The sequence below is a fragment of the Micromonospora sp. NPDC049240 genome (assembly GCF_040647835.1).
GTDB lineage: Bacteria > Actinomycetota > Actinomycetes > Mycobacteriales > Micromonosporaceae > Micromonospora.
In genome coordinates, this window is the sequence record NZ_JBEZCX010000002.1 from 59,081 (window position 1) to 72,377 (window position 13,297).

Consider the following 13,297-nt stretch of genomic DNA (forward strand, 5'->3'; position numbering starts at 1 on the left):
TGCTCACCGGGCCCGGCTGCCCGTGCCGCGTCGCCCGCGAGACGTCAGTAGTCGCACTCGTCGACCCACGGCATCCGATACCAGGTGGTGTGGGTGTCGATGTAGTAGTCGGCGGCGTAGCCCTCGCCGCCCGGATACACGATGTAGTCCCAGATGGTGTCCCCGTTGACCAGTTCGCCGACGTACTGGCAGACGACGTGCACGGCGGTGCCGGGCGCCAGCGTGGCCTGAAGCCTGCATGAGGTGCCCGGCCAGGGCGGCTTCGTCGGGTGGTAGCAGTCACGGACGTTGACGCCGCTGCCGCCGACGTTGGCGGCGTGCCAGCTGGCATGGGCCGGAGCAGCGGTCAGGCTGAGCACCGTGGCACCAACCGCGACGACCGCGGCGAGCCGCGCCGGGACACGGCTTCGGCGCCGTGCGGTCGCTCCGGCAGCGGCATCGCCCCTGTCGCCGGCCCGCCCGCTCCGGGATACGTCTCTGTCGTGGCGCTTGATCCGGAACATCTGCTTCTCCTCCTCGTCGTGCCGCCTCACCGTCCACCCGGCTTCCCTGGTGCGTCGGCGGCTGCCCTCCGTCGAAGCTTCGCCCACGCCCGGCTCTCCACTCCGGACCGTTGCGCGCGAAGACAGCCGTGCAACGGCCGCACCCGCACGTGCGCACCGCGATGGGATGTTGACAACGAGTGACCACCCCGGCACCTTGGGGACATGCTTCCCCTCGCGCCTCGGCGACGGATCGGCTGGATGCTGCGGGCCAACCGGCTTCTGGGGGCAGATCAGAGGCTGCGCTCGGGACGAGAGTTCGCCCGGGCGTTCGCCGCGGACTCCGGGCGCGACCTGGCCCCCTCGCAGATCACCCGCTGGGAACGCGGTGACCTGCCGGTCAACCGGACCGTGCTCCGTTGCTACGAACGCCTCCTGGGGCTGCCCGAGCTGACCCTCACCACGGTCAGCGACGCCGTGCACCGCTTCTACGGTGACCTCGACGACACCGGGACGCGCCGTTACGAGGGTGACGTGCGGGTCACGGAGACCTCTGTTTCGAGGCGGTGGCACGACCTGCTTGCTCAGGCCCGCGTGCCGTACGCGATGACCGGCGCTGCCTGGGACGAGCTGACCGCGGAGATCGGGCGCCGTCCCGGCCTGGTGCTGCACCCGCCCACGCTCTGGGACGAGATGTGCCACCACCTGCTCGGTGAACTTGTCATCGCCGAGGGTCGGGAGTGGCTGCTGCGACAGGAGGCGATGAGCCGGTTGCTGGGACATCCGGACGGAGGCCCCGCGGCGGTCCGGACCTGCACGGCCATGGTCGACGATCGGGCCGTCCCGGTGTTCATCACTCCGCTGTCCCTGCTGGACGCCACCGCGGATCGGCGCGCGAACCGCTACGTGCTCGACCAGCTCGACAATCCGCACAACGAGTTGGCGCATCAGGGCGCCCTGTTGGCCGCGATACGCAAGCTTCGCGCCGGCCACTTTCGGACAGCGCCGGAATGGCGGCGGCTCACCGCCGCTGCCCGGGGTCTGCTGGCCGGTTCCGGGCCTGATCCGGCGGTGCAAGCACTCAGCGGCGAACTTCTCACCGGGATGGCCCGCCTCCTACCGCACGAGAACGGCCTGCGAGCCCAACTGGCCGCCCTCCACCACGACGGCGGCCCGGCCCTCCCGCAGGGCGTCCCCGCCGACCCGGGAGTCCTGGTCGACAACCTGGTCCGTCGGGCCCGGGGTCTGCTGCCCGTCGAGCCTCCCGAGGCCGACGACGTGTTTCCCGCCCTGATCGCAGAGGCGATGCACAGCCCCAACGCCGATCTGAGGCTCTACTCCGTCATGCTGGTGGCCGCCACCCCGTACCGCTGGCCATTGGCCTCAGCCGCCCTCGGGGAGATGCAGGGACGCCTGAAGGACTGGGGCCCGGGGTTGGTCGCCTCGACGCTGCGGATGCTGACTCTCCTGAAGACCCCGGACCACCGGGAGCTGGTCTACGGGCTGCTGGTCGACCCGGCGGCGACGCCACCTCTACGGCATGCCGCCGCCAGCGCCACCCCCCACTGGCGGGCGCGGATGGACGCCGGACGATGGCAGCGCGTCCTGGCCGCCCAACGGCAGCAGGCAAGGCGAGCGCCGTCAACGCTGGATGACGGCATCCTGCGGGCCCTGGCCTACGGCATGGCCACCGACGGCCACCGGGACCTGTTGCGCGAGGTCGAGGCCGGCTCGACGGGCCGGCCGTACCCACCGCAGGCCCAGGCGATCGCGGATTGGTGGACCCGGCTGCCGCCGCAACTCCTCGCCGCGGCCCGCCGCTGAACGAGGCCGGGCGCGGTCTCGCGGGACGAACCGGTCCACGCCCGGGGCCGAGTGGCGGGGTTACGCTGACCCGGTGGCGCCGGACAAGTGGGCACAGTGGCTGCTGACCCGCCGGGAAGGCAACAGCGCGGGGCTGCGCGCCCGCCACGCGCGGGATCGACTCGGCCCGGACGGTCACGTCATCTTCAGCGATGTGTCGCCCGACGTGCTCGACGAGTGCCGGCGCACCGCCGGCGGTGACGTGCGGTGCAACTTCGTGGTCGCGCCGGCCGACGACCTCACCGGAATCGCTGACGCCTCCGTCGACGTCGTGACCACCCGGTCGGTGCTCATCTACTCCGACCGCAAGGCCGCCGCCTTCGCGGAGTTCCTCCGGGTCCTGCGGCCGGGCGGACGGATCTCCCTGTTCGAGCCCATCAACCGCTTCGCGGAACGGCTCCGGCTGGATGATCCGTTCGGCACCGGCAACTCGCCCGTGCACGACCTGGTCGCCAAGGTCGGCGACGTCTACCGGAGCGGGGAAACCACGCGACCCATGATGGACTTCGACGAACGTGACCTGGTCGACTGGGCGACGGCCGCCGGCTTCGAGGCGGTGGAACTGGACTACCGGGCCCGGGTCGACGTGCCCGCCGACCCGATCGAGGACTGGGAGGCACTCAAGCGCGTGGCGCCCAACCCCCTGGTCCCCACGTACGGCGAAGCGATCGCCGCCGCCCTGACCGACGACGAGCGCGCGCGTCTCGACACGTACATGACCGCCCTGGTCGCGGCCGGCACGCCCACCCGGCGCACGATGGCGACGGCGTTCCTCCGCGCCCGACGTCCAGCCCCGGCGACGGCACGGCGTCGAGCAGCACCGGGAGTGGGCACCTAGCAGAGGGGACGACGTGAGCAGCAGGTACATCGTCATTACCGGCGGCCCCGGAGCCGGCAAGACCACGCTGATCGACAGCTTGCGGCGTGCCGGTCACGCCTGCGTCGACGAAGCGGGGCGACAGATCATCCAGGACCAGCTCTCGATCGGCGGCCAGGCGCTGCACACCGGGGACTCACGACTGTTCGCCGAGGTCATGCTCAGCTGGGAGATCCGCTCCTACCGCCAAGCCAGTCGGCATCCCGGCCCCGTCTTCTTCGACCGCGGCATCCCGGACCTCGTCGGCTACCACCTCCTACTCGGCCAGCCCGTCCCCGCGCACGTGACAGCCGCAGCACGGCTGTTCCGCTATCACCAGCGTGTGTTCGTCGCCCCGCCCTGGCCGCGGATCTACACCACCGACAGCGAACGAGACCAAGACTTCGCCGAAGCCGTGCGTACCCATGACGCGGTGGTCGCCGCCTACACCCAACACGGCTACGAACTCCACACCCTGCCCAGAAGCGACGTCGCCTCACGCGTCAGGTTCATCCAACGGCACACCGCAGCCATCGATCACGGACCTACCGGTCGACCCTTCTGAGCCGCCCCGAGTGACGAGACCTCCCGTAGCCTCGGCGAGGATCTCGTGGAGGCCACGCTCCGCCGGACGACCGGCGCGACCGCCGCGGCCCCGACCACGCACCTGGTGCACTGCGCGTCGGGCACCCCACCGACGGCACCGGTCGGCCGGCCCGCCGCGACCGGCGCCGGCCGTCGGCCCGGCAGCCGCCGCTGGTGAGCTTCCGCGGTACGCGCGCCTTCGCGGCGGACCCGGACGCGCTGACCTGGGAATCGGCGCTTCGCCTCCGGAGCCGTTCACCCTCCGGCGTCGGCGTCGGTGAGCAGTCGGGCTGCCAGCGCCCGCACCTCGTCCCTGAGTGTGTCCGGTCGGTCGATCGTGAAGGACCAGCCGAGCCCGGCGAGCATCTGTGCCGCCCCGTCGAGCCGTTCGACCCGGGCGGTGAGGCGTACGCCGTCGGGCACCTCGGTGAGCGTGCCGACCGACGGTGGGATCCGTCGCTGCGCCCGCGCCAGGCTGGTGTGCAGCACCACGGACATGTCGTGCGCGTACGGCACGGCCGCCAGACCGGCGAGTACCCGCGTGGTGGGGTCGAAGCCGGCCGGGATGTCGAACCGGCCCTGGGCGGGGCGGGCCGTCCCGATGCGGTCGAGCCGGAACGTGCGGACGGCCCGGCGGTCGTGGTCGTGACCGGTGACGTACCACCGGCCGGCGTGGAAGACCAGCCCGTACGGGTCGAGCTGTCGCTCGCCGGCCCGGCCGCGCCAGGTGGTGTAGGTGATGCTCACCGGTTGCTGGTGTCGGGCCGCTTCGGCGAGCACCAGCAGCACCTCGATGCCGGGCGGGGCGGACTTCCGGACCGGTGCGGTGAAGTCCACGGTGTCCAACAGCGAGTCGATCCGCCGGGCGAGGACGGCCGGCAGTACCCGGCGGATCTTCGCGGTCGCGCTCTCGGCGGCCGCGCCTTCGGCGGTGACCAGCCCCGCCCGGGTCGCGGCGACGAGCCCGAGCATGACCGCGACCGCCTCCTCGTCGGTGAGCATGAGTGGCGGCAGCTTGTATCCGGGCGCGAGCCGGTACCCGCCGTAGCGACCGCGCCGGGCCTCGACCGGGATGCCGAGGTCGGCGAGGTGCGCGGCGTAGCGGCGGACCGTGCGCTCGTCGACGCCCAGCCGACCGGCCAGGTCAGCGACGGTGAAGCCGCCGCCGGCCTGGAGGATCTCCAGCAACGCCAGGACACGCGCGGTGGGCCGGGCCAAAAATCTGACTCCTTATCCGGGCGGAATCTGTCCGGTATTGATCGTAGCGTGCACCGCATGACGACCTTCGTACTGGTTCCCGGGTTCTGGCTCGGCGCGTGGGCTTGGCGCCCGGTCACCGCCGCGCTGCGTGGGCACGGCCACGAGGTGTACCCGCTGAGCCTGACTGGCATGGGCGAGCGCGCCCACCTGGCCCGCCCGGACACCGACCTCGACGTCCACGTCACCGACGTGGTCAACCTGCTGCGCTACGAGGACCTCCACGACGTGGTCCTCGTCGGGCACAGCTACGCCGGCGCGGTCGTGACGACCGCCGCCGCCGACCGCATGACCGACCGGATCGCCCAACTGGTCTTCGTCGACACCGGCCCCCTGCCCGACGGGGCGACGAACGACGACTTCAACCCACCCCGGGAGCGTGCACGCAACGCGGCGGTGGTGGCCGAGCACGGTGACGGCTGGCGGCTGCCACCCCCGCCCTGGGCCGACCTGGCGGCGGGCGCAGCAGATGTGGATGAATCGGTCGTCGCGCTGCTCGGCGAGCGGTCGACGGCCCAACCGTGGGCGACCGCCACCAGCCCGGTGCGGCTCACCGGGGCGTGGGAGAAGCTGCCCCGCCTCGGCGTGCTGTCGAGCTTCACCGTCGAGCAGGCACGCGGGATGGCCGCCACCGTGCCGCTGTGTCGGCACATGGGCGGCGACTCGTGGCGGTACGAGGAACTGCCGACGTGGCACTGGCCGATGCTCAGCCGACCGGCCGAGCTGGCCCGGATCCTGCACCAGGCCAGACCGACGGCATAGCCCGCGGCGCCCGGGCGACCAGCACCGAGGTCAACCGGGCGCCGGCGCGCAATCGAGGCGGGGCAGCAAGAGGCCGCAGACGCCGTGCGTGGCGGCCCAGCGGGTCGACTTCCGAGGTTCTAGACCGGGGCGAAGGTGGCGGCCAACACCCGCCAGTTGCCGTCCGCACGCACCCACAGCCGGGTGTAGCGCAACCGCGCGGACACGACGGCACCGCCCTGGACGGCATCCACCGCGGCGACCATGCGGGTCACCCCCGTCTCGGCGTCTTCCTGGACGTCGAGCGACTCCTCCACCAGGCGGGTGATGCGCAGCGCCCCCGAGCGGTGACTCTCCAGGTCGTCCTGCTTCGTGAAGACCGAGCCGTCCGGCCCGGCACCCACGACCCGGGGGTGCAGAAGCGCGTCGAGGGCCTCGACGTCACCGGCGCGCTGCGCGGCTTGGAGCTGCCGTTCCGCAGTATGGAGATCCATCCGTCGATCCTCTCCAGCGCACGACCGCGGGACAAGCGGGTTCGCTCGCGGCAGAACCGCGGTCGCCGTGCCGAGCGGGATCGAGGCGGAGGGGTCCGGCCGCGCGCCCGGCGATGCGACGCCGCCTCCCGCAGTCGCCGAGTCGGCCGGTCGCCTCGGCAGCGACCGGCCGACTCGGCTGCCCCTGCTAGAAGACGCCGCTCGCTCCGGTGGGGTTACCGAGGAAGGGCGTGTTGTAGGCGTAGTGCTGCCCGGTGGTGGAGACCATCACGTAGCCGGGCTGGCCGTCGGTTCGGTAGCTGACGTCGGCGATCTCTCCGGTGATGCCGGCCGGTGAGCCGCCCTGGTACTGGGCGTTGCCGTACGCGTAGATCTGTCCGGCCTTGCTCACGAGGACGTAGCCGAGGCCGTCGCTCGTCCGCGACATGGCGACGATTGCCCGGCTGAACCCGGTGGGCGAGCCGCCGAGGTAGGCGGCGTTGCCGTAGGCGTAGACCTGCCCCATCGAGGTGAGCAACCAGTAGCCGCCGCCGTCCGGGGTCATCTCGATGTCGACGAAGCTCCCCGAGTAGCCGCCCGGGCTGCCGCCCCGGTACGGCGTGCCGTAGGCGTAGACCTGTCCCGTCGCGCTCAGCATGACGTAGCCCTGGTTGTCCGGCGTCGCGGCCATGGCCACGATCTCCCCGCTGTATCCCGTGGGGCTGCCGCCCTTGTACGGCGCGTTGCCGTAGGCGTAGATCTGCCCGATCGACGTGAGCAGCCAGTAACCTGCCCCGTCCGACGTCACCTTCGCATCGGTGAAGCGCCCGGAGTAGCCGGTCGGCGAACCGCCGAAGTAGCCGCCGTTCCAGGCGTAGACCTGGCCGGTGCTTGACACGTCGGTGTAGGAGTTCGGGCCGGTGATGTGCACGCCGGCGCCGTTGGTGACCGGTTCCGCGCCGGAGGTCGCACCGATGTTGATCGAGGTCCGGGTCTTCGCGGTGATCACCGTGCCCCGGCCCGCGTTGGCCGAGCACTGGAAGGCGCCGTTCTTGAGGATCTCGAAGTGGACGTGCAGCCCGGTGGAGTCACCGTTGACCGCGGTGTGCCCGATGAGCTGCCCGCGGCTCACCGTCGCGCCGTTGGGAACCAGCGGAGCCGTGGGCGTCTCCCGCAGGTGCGCGTAGCGGGTCGACCAGCCGTTGGCGTGGACGACGTCGAGATAGTTGCCGTAGCCGGCGGGGTCGGCGCCGACGGCGTTCCACCGGACGGTGCCGTCGTAGGCGGCGTACACCTCGGTGGAGGGGCTGCGGGCGATGTCCGTCCCCTTGTGGGTGTGGGTCGGACGGGGCTCGCCGCACGTGCCGGTCACCGTTCCGTTCGAGGGCCACCACAGGTCGCCGTCGGTGGCGGCGGAGGCGGAGGCGGGAGCGAGCGCGCTCGCCATGGCGATCAGCGACGCCACCAGGTTGACCACCGCCACCCGGCGGCCGATCAGTTGAGGTCTCATCCGAGTTTCCCTTCTAGCTCGTACGGGTGTTTCGCCAAGCGTCGGCACCGGGGCTCGTCAACGGTGTGGACAGCGAACACGGTCGCCCCAGCAGGGGGCTTGAGCTGCGGTGACGGTGGACCAACGAGCGATCATGAGCGAACGGTGAACGGCGCACCAGCAGGGAGTACCGACACGGAGCGTTGTTGTCGACTACGCAGAGCTGGACAATGGCGGGGTGTCGGAGGCGTGGGAGGCCGAGATTCTGGTGCTCTGGCAGCGCCTCCGCGCCCCCGCTGAGACATCCGGTCGCGGGGCCGTCCCCTCACTGCGGGCGGTCGCCGCCCGGTCCGGATACTCGGTCGGTTTCCTCAGTGAGGTCCTCCGCGGCCGGAAGCGGCCGAGCCCCGACGCGGCAGCCGCCATCGCCGAGGCACTCGGTGGAACCGAATACGACGTCAATGCCGCGCGCACCTACGCGGAGCGGATGCGGGACTCGCCGGTGCCCCGGCCGCCCCGACCCGTACCCGGGTCCACCGCACCGGGGAGCCGCACTGGCCGTGTCGCATCGGTGTCGTACCCCACGCCGCCGACTGCTGGCAGCGCCGGCCGATCAGCAGCGAGTTGGCCGCTGACCGCCCGGGTACGACCAACTCCGAACCGACGTCGGTCCTGACCGGGCTGGGCGGTGTGGGCAAGACCCAGATGGCCGTCGCCCACGCCCTCGACCTGTGGACCCGAGGCGCCCTGGACATGCTGGTCTGGGCCAATGCCGCCCACCGCCACGGCATCGTCGCGGCCTACGCGCAAGCCGCCCAGTTCGCCACCGGCGCCGACCAGATGGACGACACCGAGGCGGCCCGCAGGTTCCTGGCCTGGGCCGCCAGCACCGACCGGCGATGGCTCGTCGTCCTCGACGATCTGGCGGCTCCCGGCGACATCGCCGATCTCTGGCCGCCGAACACCGCCCACGGTCGAACTCTGGTCACGACGAGGCGTCGCGACGCCGCCCTGGCCCACGAGGGCCGTCGGTTCATCACCGTGCAACCCTTCACCCCGGCCGAATCGATGGCGTACCTCACCAAGAAGTTCGCCACCGCTCCACAGCGCATGCACGGAGCGGCCCAACTGGCCAACGACCTTGGACACCTGCCGGTGGCGATGGGTCAGGCCGCCGCCTACATCCAGGATCGCGGACTGACCTGCCAGGAGTACCGACGGCGCCTCACCGCCAGGCTCGCGAAACTCGCCGACCTCCTGCCCGAGCCCGACGCCCTGCCGGACGACTATCACGCCGCCGTCAGCGCGACCTGGTCACTGTCGGTCCGGCTCGCCGACCGTCTGCGCCCGAAGGGCCTGGCGCGTCCCCTACTGGACACGGCCGCCTGGCTGGATCCCAACGGCATCCCGGTCGTGCTCTTCGAGCACGCAGCCGTCCGCGCCTACCTCGCCCGGCGGCGACCGACCGCCGAACTCCGAACCGGCGACGCCTCCGACGCGCTGGGCAGCCTGCACCGATTGAACCTGGTGACCGTCGACGACTCGGCGGCTGTGGTCAGGGTGCACGCCCTGGTCCAGCGGGCCACCCGGGACGGCCTCGGCAGTTCTCGGCGGCGACACGCACTCCGTGCGGCGGCAGACGCGCTCAACGCCATCTGGCTCGACACCGGCGGCAACGACATACCGGAAGAAATTCTGCACTCCAACGCGCTCGCACTCCACCGGCACGCCGGCGACCAACTCGTCCGCGACGGCGTGCACCCGCTGCTGTTCCGGGCAACCACCAGCCTCGGTCGAGCCGGTCACGTGGCGGCGGCCGTACGACTCGCGCAATGGCTGAACGAGACGGCGTCGCGACTCCTCGGCGAAGACCATCCGGACACGCTCGCCGCCCGTGGCGACCTTGCGTTCTGGCGCGGCGAAGCCGGGGCACCCAGCAACGCCGCCGCTGCGGCCCAGCGGCTCGTCGCGGACTGCCAACGGGCACTGGGGCCACGCCACCGACAGACACTCAACGCGCGCCACCACGCAGCCGGCTGGCACGGGCGCGCGGGTGCGCCGCAGCGAGCGGTCGCGGAACTCAGCGCACTGCTGGCCGATCGAATCCGGATTCTGGGCCCGGACGACCCGGACACCCTCAACAACCGCAACAGCCTGGCCGGATGGCTCGGCTACGCAGGCGATCCGCGCGGCGCCGTCGCGGCACTCCGGTCGGTCCTGATGGATCGCGTCCGCATTCTCGGCGACGACCACACGGACACGCTTGACACCCGACACCATCTCGCCCACTGGCTCGGGGAAGCGGGTGAGCCGGCAGCCGCCGCGGCGGCATTCGAATCGCTGCTCGACGACCGTCGTCGCGTACTCGGCGCCCAGCATCGCGACACGCTCGCGACCCGGTACCGACTGGCCCGATGGCGTGCCGCCGCCGGTGACTCCGCCCGGGCACTGCGCGACATGCAGCAGCTCGTCAAGGACTGTCGGGAAGCCCTCGGCACGCACCACCCGGACACCCTCACCACTGAGGCGTCACTTGCCGAACTGTACGGCGAGCAGGGGAATCCGCACCTCGCGGTGGCGTTGTTGAAGAGGGTGCTCACCGACCGGCTCACGGTGCTCGAGAGGAGCCATCCCGACATCGTCAGGGCCCGCGAACGACTCGCCCGGTGGACGAGCGCCTCGAAGCCGGTACGCGAGACCGGGTGACGGTAGCGTGATGGCCGTGACCGGTGTGTCGGCGACGCGGGGCGGATGGGTCGTCCGCTTCCTGCTGCTGGCCGCCACCCTGATCGGGCTCGCGGCGATGCACAGCCTGGGTCACCAGTTGGCGATGCCCGGCGGCCACGCCGGGCATGGCATGCGCCCGGGCGCGCATCCGGCGACGGCACCGGCAGCGGACCTGACGAGCGGCGCTGCCGCGATGAGCGGCGCCGTCCCGAGCGGGTGCGCCGGCGACGGGTGCCCCAGGCTGGCCGCCGCGCCGGACGGTACGCCGGGACACCTGCCGGGCTGGGCCGTGTGCCTCGCGGTGATCGGCGCGTTCGGGACGGCGCTGGCGCTCGCCGCGGCGCTGTTGGTGACACGGACGGTTTCCGCGCCCGGCCGTCTGCGCTGGTCGTCTCCGGCCGCCTCCCGGGGACCGCCCACGGCATCCCGGCTGGGTCAACGCGTCGCCGCGGTGTCGGTGCTGCGGGTATAGGAGCGACTCCGCCGCGACATCCCCAGGGGGTGTCCGCGCGATCGCTTCCGCGCACGTTCACCGACTCCGAAAGGCTTACCTCGTCATGACCCGTAGCATCCTGCGTCGTGCCCTCGTGGCCGGCGTCAGCCTCACCACCGCCGCCGTCGTCCTGACCGGCTGCGGCAGCGACGACCACAGTGCGGCCGGCGGCGGCCACAGCACGCCCACCGCCACCGCCGCGTCCGACGCCGCGTCCGCCTCGGCGCACAACGCGGCGGACGTGATGTTCGCGCAGATGATGATCCCGCACCACCAGCAAGCCGTGGCCATGGCCGACCTGGCCGCCACCCGGGCCGCCGACCCGCAGGTCAAGCAGCTCGCCGCCCAGATCAAGGACGCCCAGGCACCGGAGATCGCCACGATGAGCGGCTGGCTGCGCGCCTGGGGCGCGCCCGTGCCGACCGGAAGCGGCAGCGCCACCCCTGGCAGTGGCATGCCCGGCGCGGATCATGGCAACAGCGGCATGCCGGGCATGGGCCACGGTGACAGCGCCAGCCCGACCAGCTCCGGGATGCCGGGGATGGATCACGGCATGCCGGGGATGATGTCCGACGTCGACATGGCCCGGCTGGCGGCGGCCTCGGGGCGGGACTTCGACAAGCGGTTCCTCACCATGATGATCGCCCACCACGAGGGCGCGATCACGATGGCCCGGACCGAGGCCGCCCAGGGCGCCAACAGTGACGCGAAGGCCCTCGCCGAGCGGATCAGCACCAGCCAGCGGGCCGAGATCGACACGATGAAGTCCATCCTGGCCCGGATCTGACCGGGAGCGCGGTGGCCGGGTCCGCGTGGACGCCCGGTCACCGCGCCGGTTCAGGCCAGGTACCCGAGGTTGATCATCGTGCCGGTCTCGGCGTGGTACGGGTTGTGGCAGTGGGTCATCAGCCGTCCGCCTCCTGATCCATTTTGGATGACCTGCATCAATGCGATAACTGCCACGGGTGCCGCCGCACTTCACAAGCCGAGGTGGCGGTTGGATCAAGCGCATAAGTGATCTACCATGACGTCAGCCAAGCGCCGACCGAGGCCGACTCTGATAAAAATTGATGACATCGATATTAATTCCCACTGCCTGCTTGGCGTAATGTCGGGAGTAACACCGCTTCACCCATCTCAGTCAAGCAGGTCAATGTTTGCTCGCTTGGCGAGGTCTTTCTCCAGATGACATCCGACGCATTTTGATGACTGCTTCTCCGCTTCTCCGTCGTATCTTTCTATCTCCCCCACACCCCACCCGGAGAGGCAGGGAGAATGTCCCGGAGACTGCTGAGCAGCCTCGCGCTGGTCACCGCGTTGTCCGCGGTGACGCTCACCACCGCGGGCACCGCCCAGGCGAAGCCCGACACGTCCCACAAGGGCGTCGTCGGCGTGGTCGCGCAACTGAGCCCCGAGGTCGCCCGCACCGCCCACGGCACCGGCGTCGACGCCCGCGCCGCCGCGCTGGCCGCCTACTGGACCCCGGATCGGATGCGCGCGGCGCTGCCGGAAAGCGAGATCCCGGCGGTGAAGAACGCCCGCCCCGGCCAGGTCACCGGTGCTGCGAGCCGTCCGCAGGGCACGGCGGGCAGCGTGGCGCCGGCTCCGCCCGTGGCCAAGCCCCGAGCTGACCTGCCCGAGATGGGCACCGACGCCTACGACCCGGCCTACCCGGTCGGACACCCGACCGCCCGGACCACCGGCAAGGTCTTCTTCACGCTCAGCGGCCTCAACTACGTCTGCTCGGCCGCGGTCGTGAACACCGAGGGCAAGTCCTCGGTGTGGAGCGCCGGTCACTGCATGACCGGCAACCTCCAGTGGGCCACGAACTGGGCCTTCGTCCCGAACTACGTCAACGGCTCGGCGCCGTACGGCTACTGGTACGCCACGGGGCTCTGGACCACCAGCGCCTGGTACAACAACAACGGCGACTTCGCCAACGACGTCGGCTCGGCGGTCATCGGACGGGTCAACGGCTGGCGGATCACCGACTACCTCGGTGGCCAGGGCATCGCCTGGAACCAGGCGCTCGGCCAGTACGACTACGCCTTCGGATATCCGCAGGCCTCCCCGTTCAACGGGCAGACCCTCTGGGCCGAGAACGGCCCGACCTACGACGGTGGCGGCGGCACCATCTACATGACGAACTACATGACCGGTGGCTCCTCGGGTGGTCCCTGGCTCATGGCGTTCGACGGCAACTGGGGCCTCATCAACGGACACAACGACTTCAAGTACAACAACCTTCCGCAGTACATGTACTCGCCGTACTACGGCAACCAGGTGGCCGGCCTCTACAACACCGTTCGCAACATCTCTTCCTGATCCTGC

General features: G+C 71.2%; 15 protein-coding genes. 10 read left to right on the top strand and 5 right to left on the bottom strand.

The annotated features are described in order from the left end of the window. Nucleotides 1-44: 44 nt before the first annotated feature. Complete coding sequence (locus AB0B02_RS03540; RefSeq protein WP_281934990.1) at nucleotides 45-359, bottom strand: hypothetical protein; 315 nt, start codon at nucleotides 357-359, stop codon at nucleotides 45-47. Nucleotides 360-707: 348 nt separating this feature from the next. Here AB0B02_RS03540 and AB0B02_RS03545 point away from each other — a divergent pair, with 348 nt between their 5' ends. The 4 genes from AB0B02_RS03545 to AB0B02_RS03560 all read left to right on the top strand — a co-directional run bounded on the left by AB0B02_RS03545 (nucleotide 708) and on the right by AB0B02_RS03560 (nucleotide 3,964). Then, nucleotides 708-2,306 carry a hypothetical protein gene (locus AB0B02_RS03545; protein ID WP_357296587.1) on the top strand — a complete coding sequence of 533 codons (1,599 nt, stop codon included), beginning with the start codon at nucleotides 708-710 and terminating at the stop codon, nucleotides 2,304-2,306. A 73-nt stretch (nucleotides 2,307-2,379) separates the two neighbouring features. Then, nucleotides 2,380-3,183, top strand: coding sequence for a class I SAM-dependent methyltransferase (locus tag AB0B02_RS03550; RefSeq protein WP_357296588.1), 804 nt, complete (start codon nucleotides 2,380-2,382; stop codon nucleotides 3,181-3,183). 13 nt (nucleotides 3,184-3,196) lie between these two features. Continuing rightward, entirely contained in the window at nucleotides 3,197-3,766 is a 570-nt protein-coding gene (locus tag AB0B02_RS03555) for an AAA family ATPase (RefSeq protein WP_281934996.1), read from the top strand. Nucleotides 3,767-3,811: 45 nt separating this feature from the next. After that, nucleotides 3,812-3,964 (top strand): hypothetical protein, encoded by a 153-nt coding sequence (locus AB0B02_RS03560; protein ID WP_281934998.1) that lies wholly within the window; start codon nucleotides 3,812-3,814, stop codon nucleotides 3,962-3,964. 77 nt (nucleotides 3,965-4,041) lie between these two features. Here the strand turns inward: AB0B02_RS03560 and AB0B02_RS03565 are convergent, their stop codons facing one another. Further along, a complete protein-coding gene (locus AB0B02_RS03565) occupies nucleotides 4,042-5,004 on the bottom strand; it encodes a YafY family protein (RefSeq protein ID WP_357296589.1) in 963 nt (320 codons plus the stop codon). A gap of 57 nt (nucleotides 5,005-5,061) precedes the next feature. On the opposite strand from AB0B02_RS03565, the gene AB0B02_RS03570 reads away from it, so the two are divergent. Next, nucleotides 5,062-5,805 carry an alpha/beta hydrolase gene (locus tag AB0B02_RS03570; RefSeq protein ID WP_357296590.1) on the top strand — a complete coding sequence of 248 codons (744 nt, stop codon included), beginning with the start codon at nucleotides 5,062-5,064 and terminating at the stop codon, nucleotides 5,803-5,805. 119 nt (nucleotides 5,806-5,924) lie between these two features. Here AB0B02_RS03570 and AB0B02_RS03575 read toward each other — a convergent pair whose 3' ends face one another. Both AB0B02_RS03575 and AB0B02_RS03580 read right to left on the bottom strand, forming a co-directional pair. After that, entirely contained in the window at nucleotides 5,925-6,278 is a 354-nt protein-coding gene (locus tag AB0B02_RS03575; protein ID WP_357296591.1) for a nuclear transport factor 2 family protein, read from the bottom strand. A gap of 187 nt (nucleotides 6,279-6,465) precedes the next feature. Beyond that, a complete protein-coding gene (locus AB0B02_RS03580; RefSeq protein ID WP_357296592.1) occupies nucleotides 6,466-7,767 on the bottom strand; it encodes a M23 family metallopeptidase in 1,302 nt (433 codons plus the stop codon). Nucleotides 7,768-8,014: 247 nt separating this feature from the next. On the opposite strand from AB0B02_RS03580, the gene AB0B02_RS03585 reads away from it, so the two are divergent. The 4 genes from AB0B02_RS03585 (at nucleotide 8,015) to AB0B02_RS03600 (ending at nucleotide 11,753) form a co-directional block, all read left to right on the top strand. Beyond that, nucleotides 8,015-8,422, top strand: a complete 408-nt coding sequence (locus AB0B02_RS03585; RefSeq protein WP_357296940.1) for a helix-turn-helix domain-containing protein — start codon at nucleotides 8,015-8,017, stop codon at nucleotides 8,420-8,422. After that, complete coding sequence (locus tag AB0B02_RS03590) at nucleotides 8,371-10,452, top strand: tetratricopeptide repeat protein (protein WP_357296593.1); 2,082 nt, start codon at nucleotides 8,371-8,373, stop codon at nucleotides 10,450-10,452. Before AB0B02_RS03585 ends, AB0B02_RS03590 begins: the two co-directional genes overlap by 52 nt. A gap of 16 nt (nucleotides 10,453-10,468) precedes the next feature. Further along, nucleotides 10,469-10,945 carry a hypothetical protein gene (locus AB0B02_RS03595; protein WP_357296594.1) on the top strand — a complete coding sequence of 159 codons (477 nt, stop codon included), beginning with the start codon at nucleotides 10,469-10,471 and terminating at the stop codon, nucleotides 10,943-10,945. 85 nt (nucleotides 10,946-11,030) lie between these two features. Next, entirely contained in the window at nucleotides 11,031-11,753 is a 723-nt protein-coding gene (locus AB0B02_RS03600; protein WP_281935009.1) for a DUF305 domain-containing protein, read from the top strand. A 50-nt stretch (nucleotides 11,754-11,803) separates the two neighbouring features. On the opposite strand, the gene AB0B02_RS03605 is transcribed toward AB0B02_RS03600, so the two are convergent. Further along, on the bottom strand, nucleotides 11,804-11,929 hold the full coding sequence (locus tag AB0B02_RS03605; protein ID WP_357296595.1) for a hypothetical protein: 126 nt from the start codon (nucleotides 11,927-11,929) through the stop codon (nucleotides 11,804-11,806). A gap of 312 nt (nucleotides 11,930-12,241) precedes the next feature. On the opposite strand from AB0B02_RS03605, the gene AB0B02_RS03610 reads away from it, so the two are divergent. Further along, nucleotides 12,242-13,291, top strand: a complete 1,050-nt coding sequence (locus AB0B02_RS03610; protein WP_357296596.1) for a peptidase — start codon at nucleotides 12,242-12,244, stop codon at nucleotides 13,289-13,291. Nucleotides 13,292-13,297 lie beyond the last annotated feature (6 nt).

What these genes read in the sequence shown, in the direction of transcription:
- AB0B02_RS03575 (WP_357296591.1), bottom strand. Translation starts at nt 6,278, where the DNA reads ATGGATCTCCATACTGCGGAACGGCAGCTCCAAGCCGCGCAGCGCGCC.
- AB0B02_RS03610 (WP_357296596.1), top strand. Translation starts at nt 12,242, where the DNA reads ATGTCCCGGAGACTGCTGAGCAGCCTCGCGCTGGTCACCGCGTTGTCC.
- AB0B02_RS03580 (WP_357296592.1), bottom strand. Translation starts at nt 7,767, where the DNA reads ATGAGACCTCAACTGATCGGCCGCCGGGTGGCGGTGGTCAACCTGGTG.
- AB0B02_RS03570 (WP_357296590.1), top strand. Translation starts at nt 5,062, where the DNA reads ATGACGACCTTCGTACTGGTTCCCGGGTTCTGGCTCGGCGCGTGGGCT.
- AB0B02_RS03600 (WP_281935009.1), top strand. Translation starts at nt 11,031, where the DNA reads ATGACCCGTAGCATCCTGCGTCGTGCCCTCGTGGCCGGCGTCAGCCTC.
- AB0B02_RS03545 (WP_357296587.1), top strand. Translation starts at nt 708, where the DNA reads ATGCTTCCCCTCGCGCCTCGGCGACGGATCGGCTGGATGCTGCGGGCC.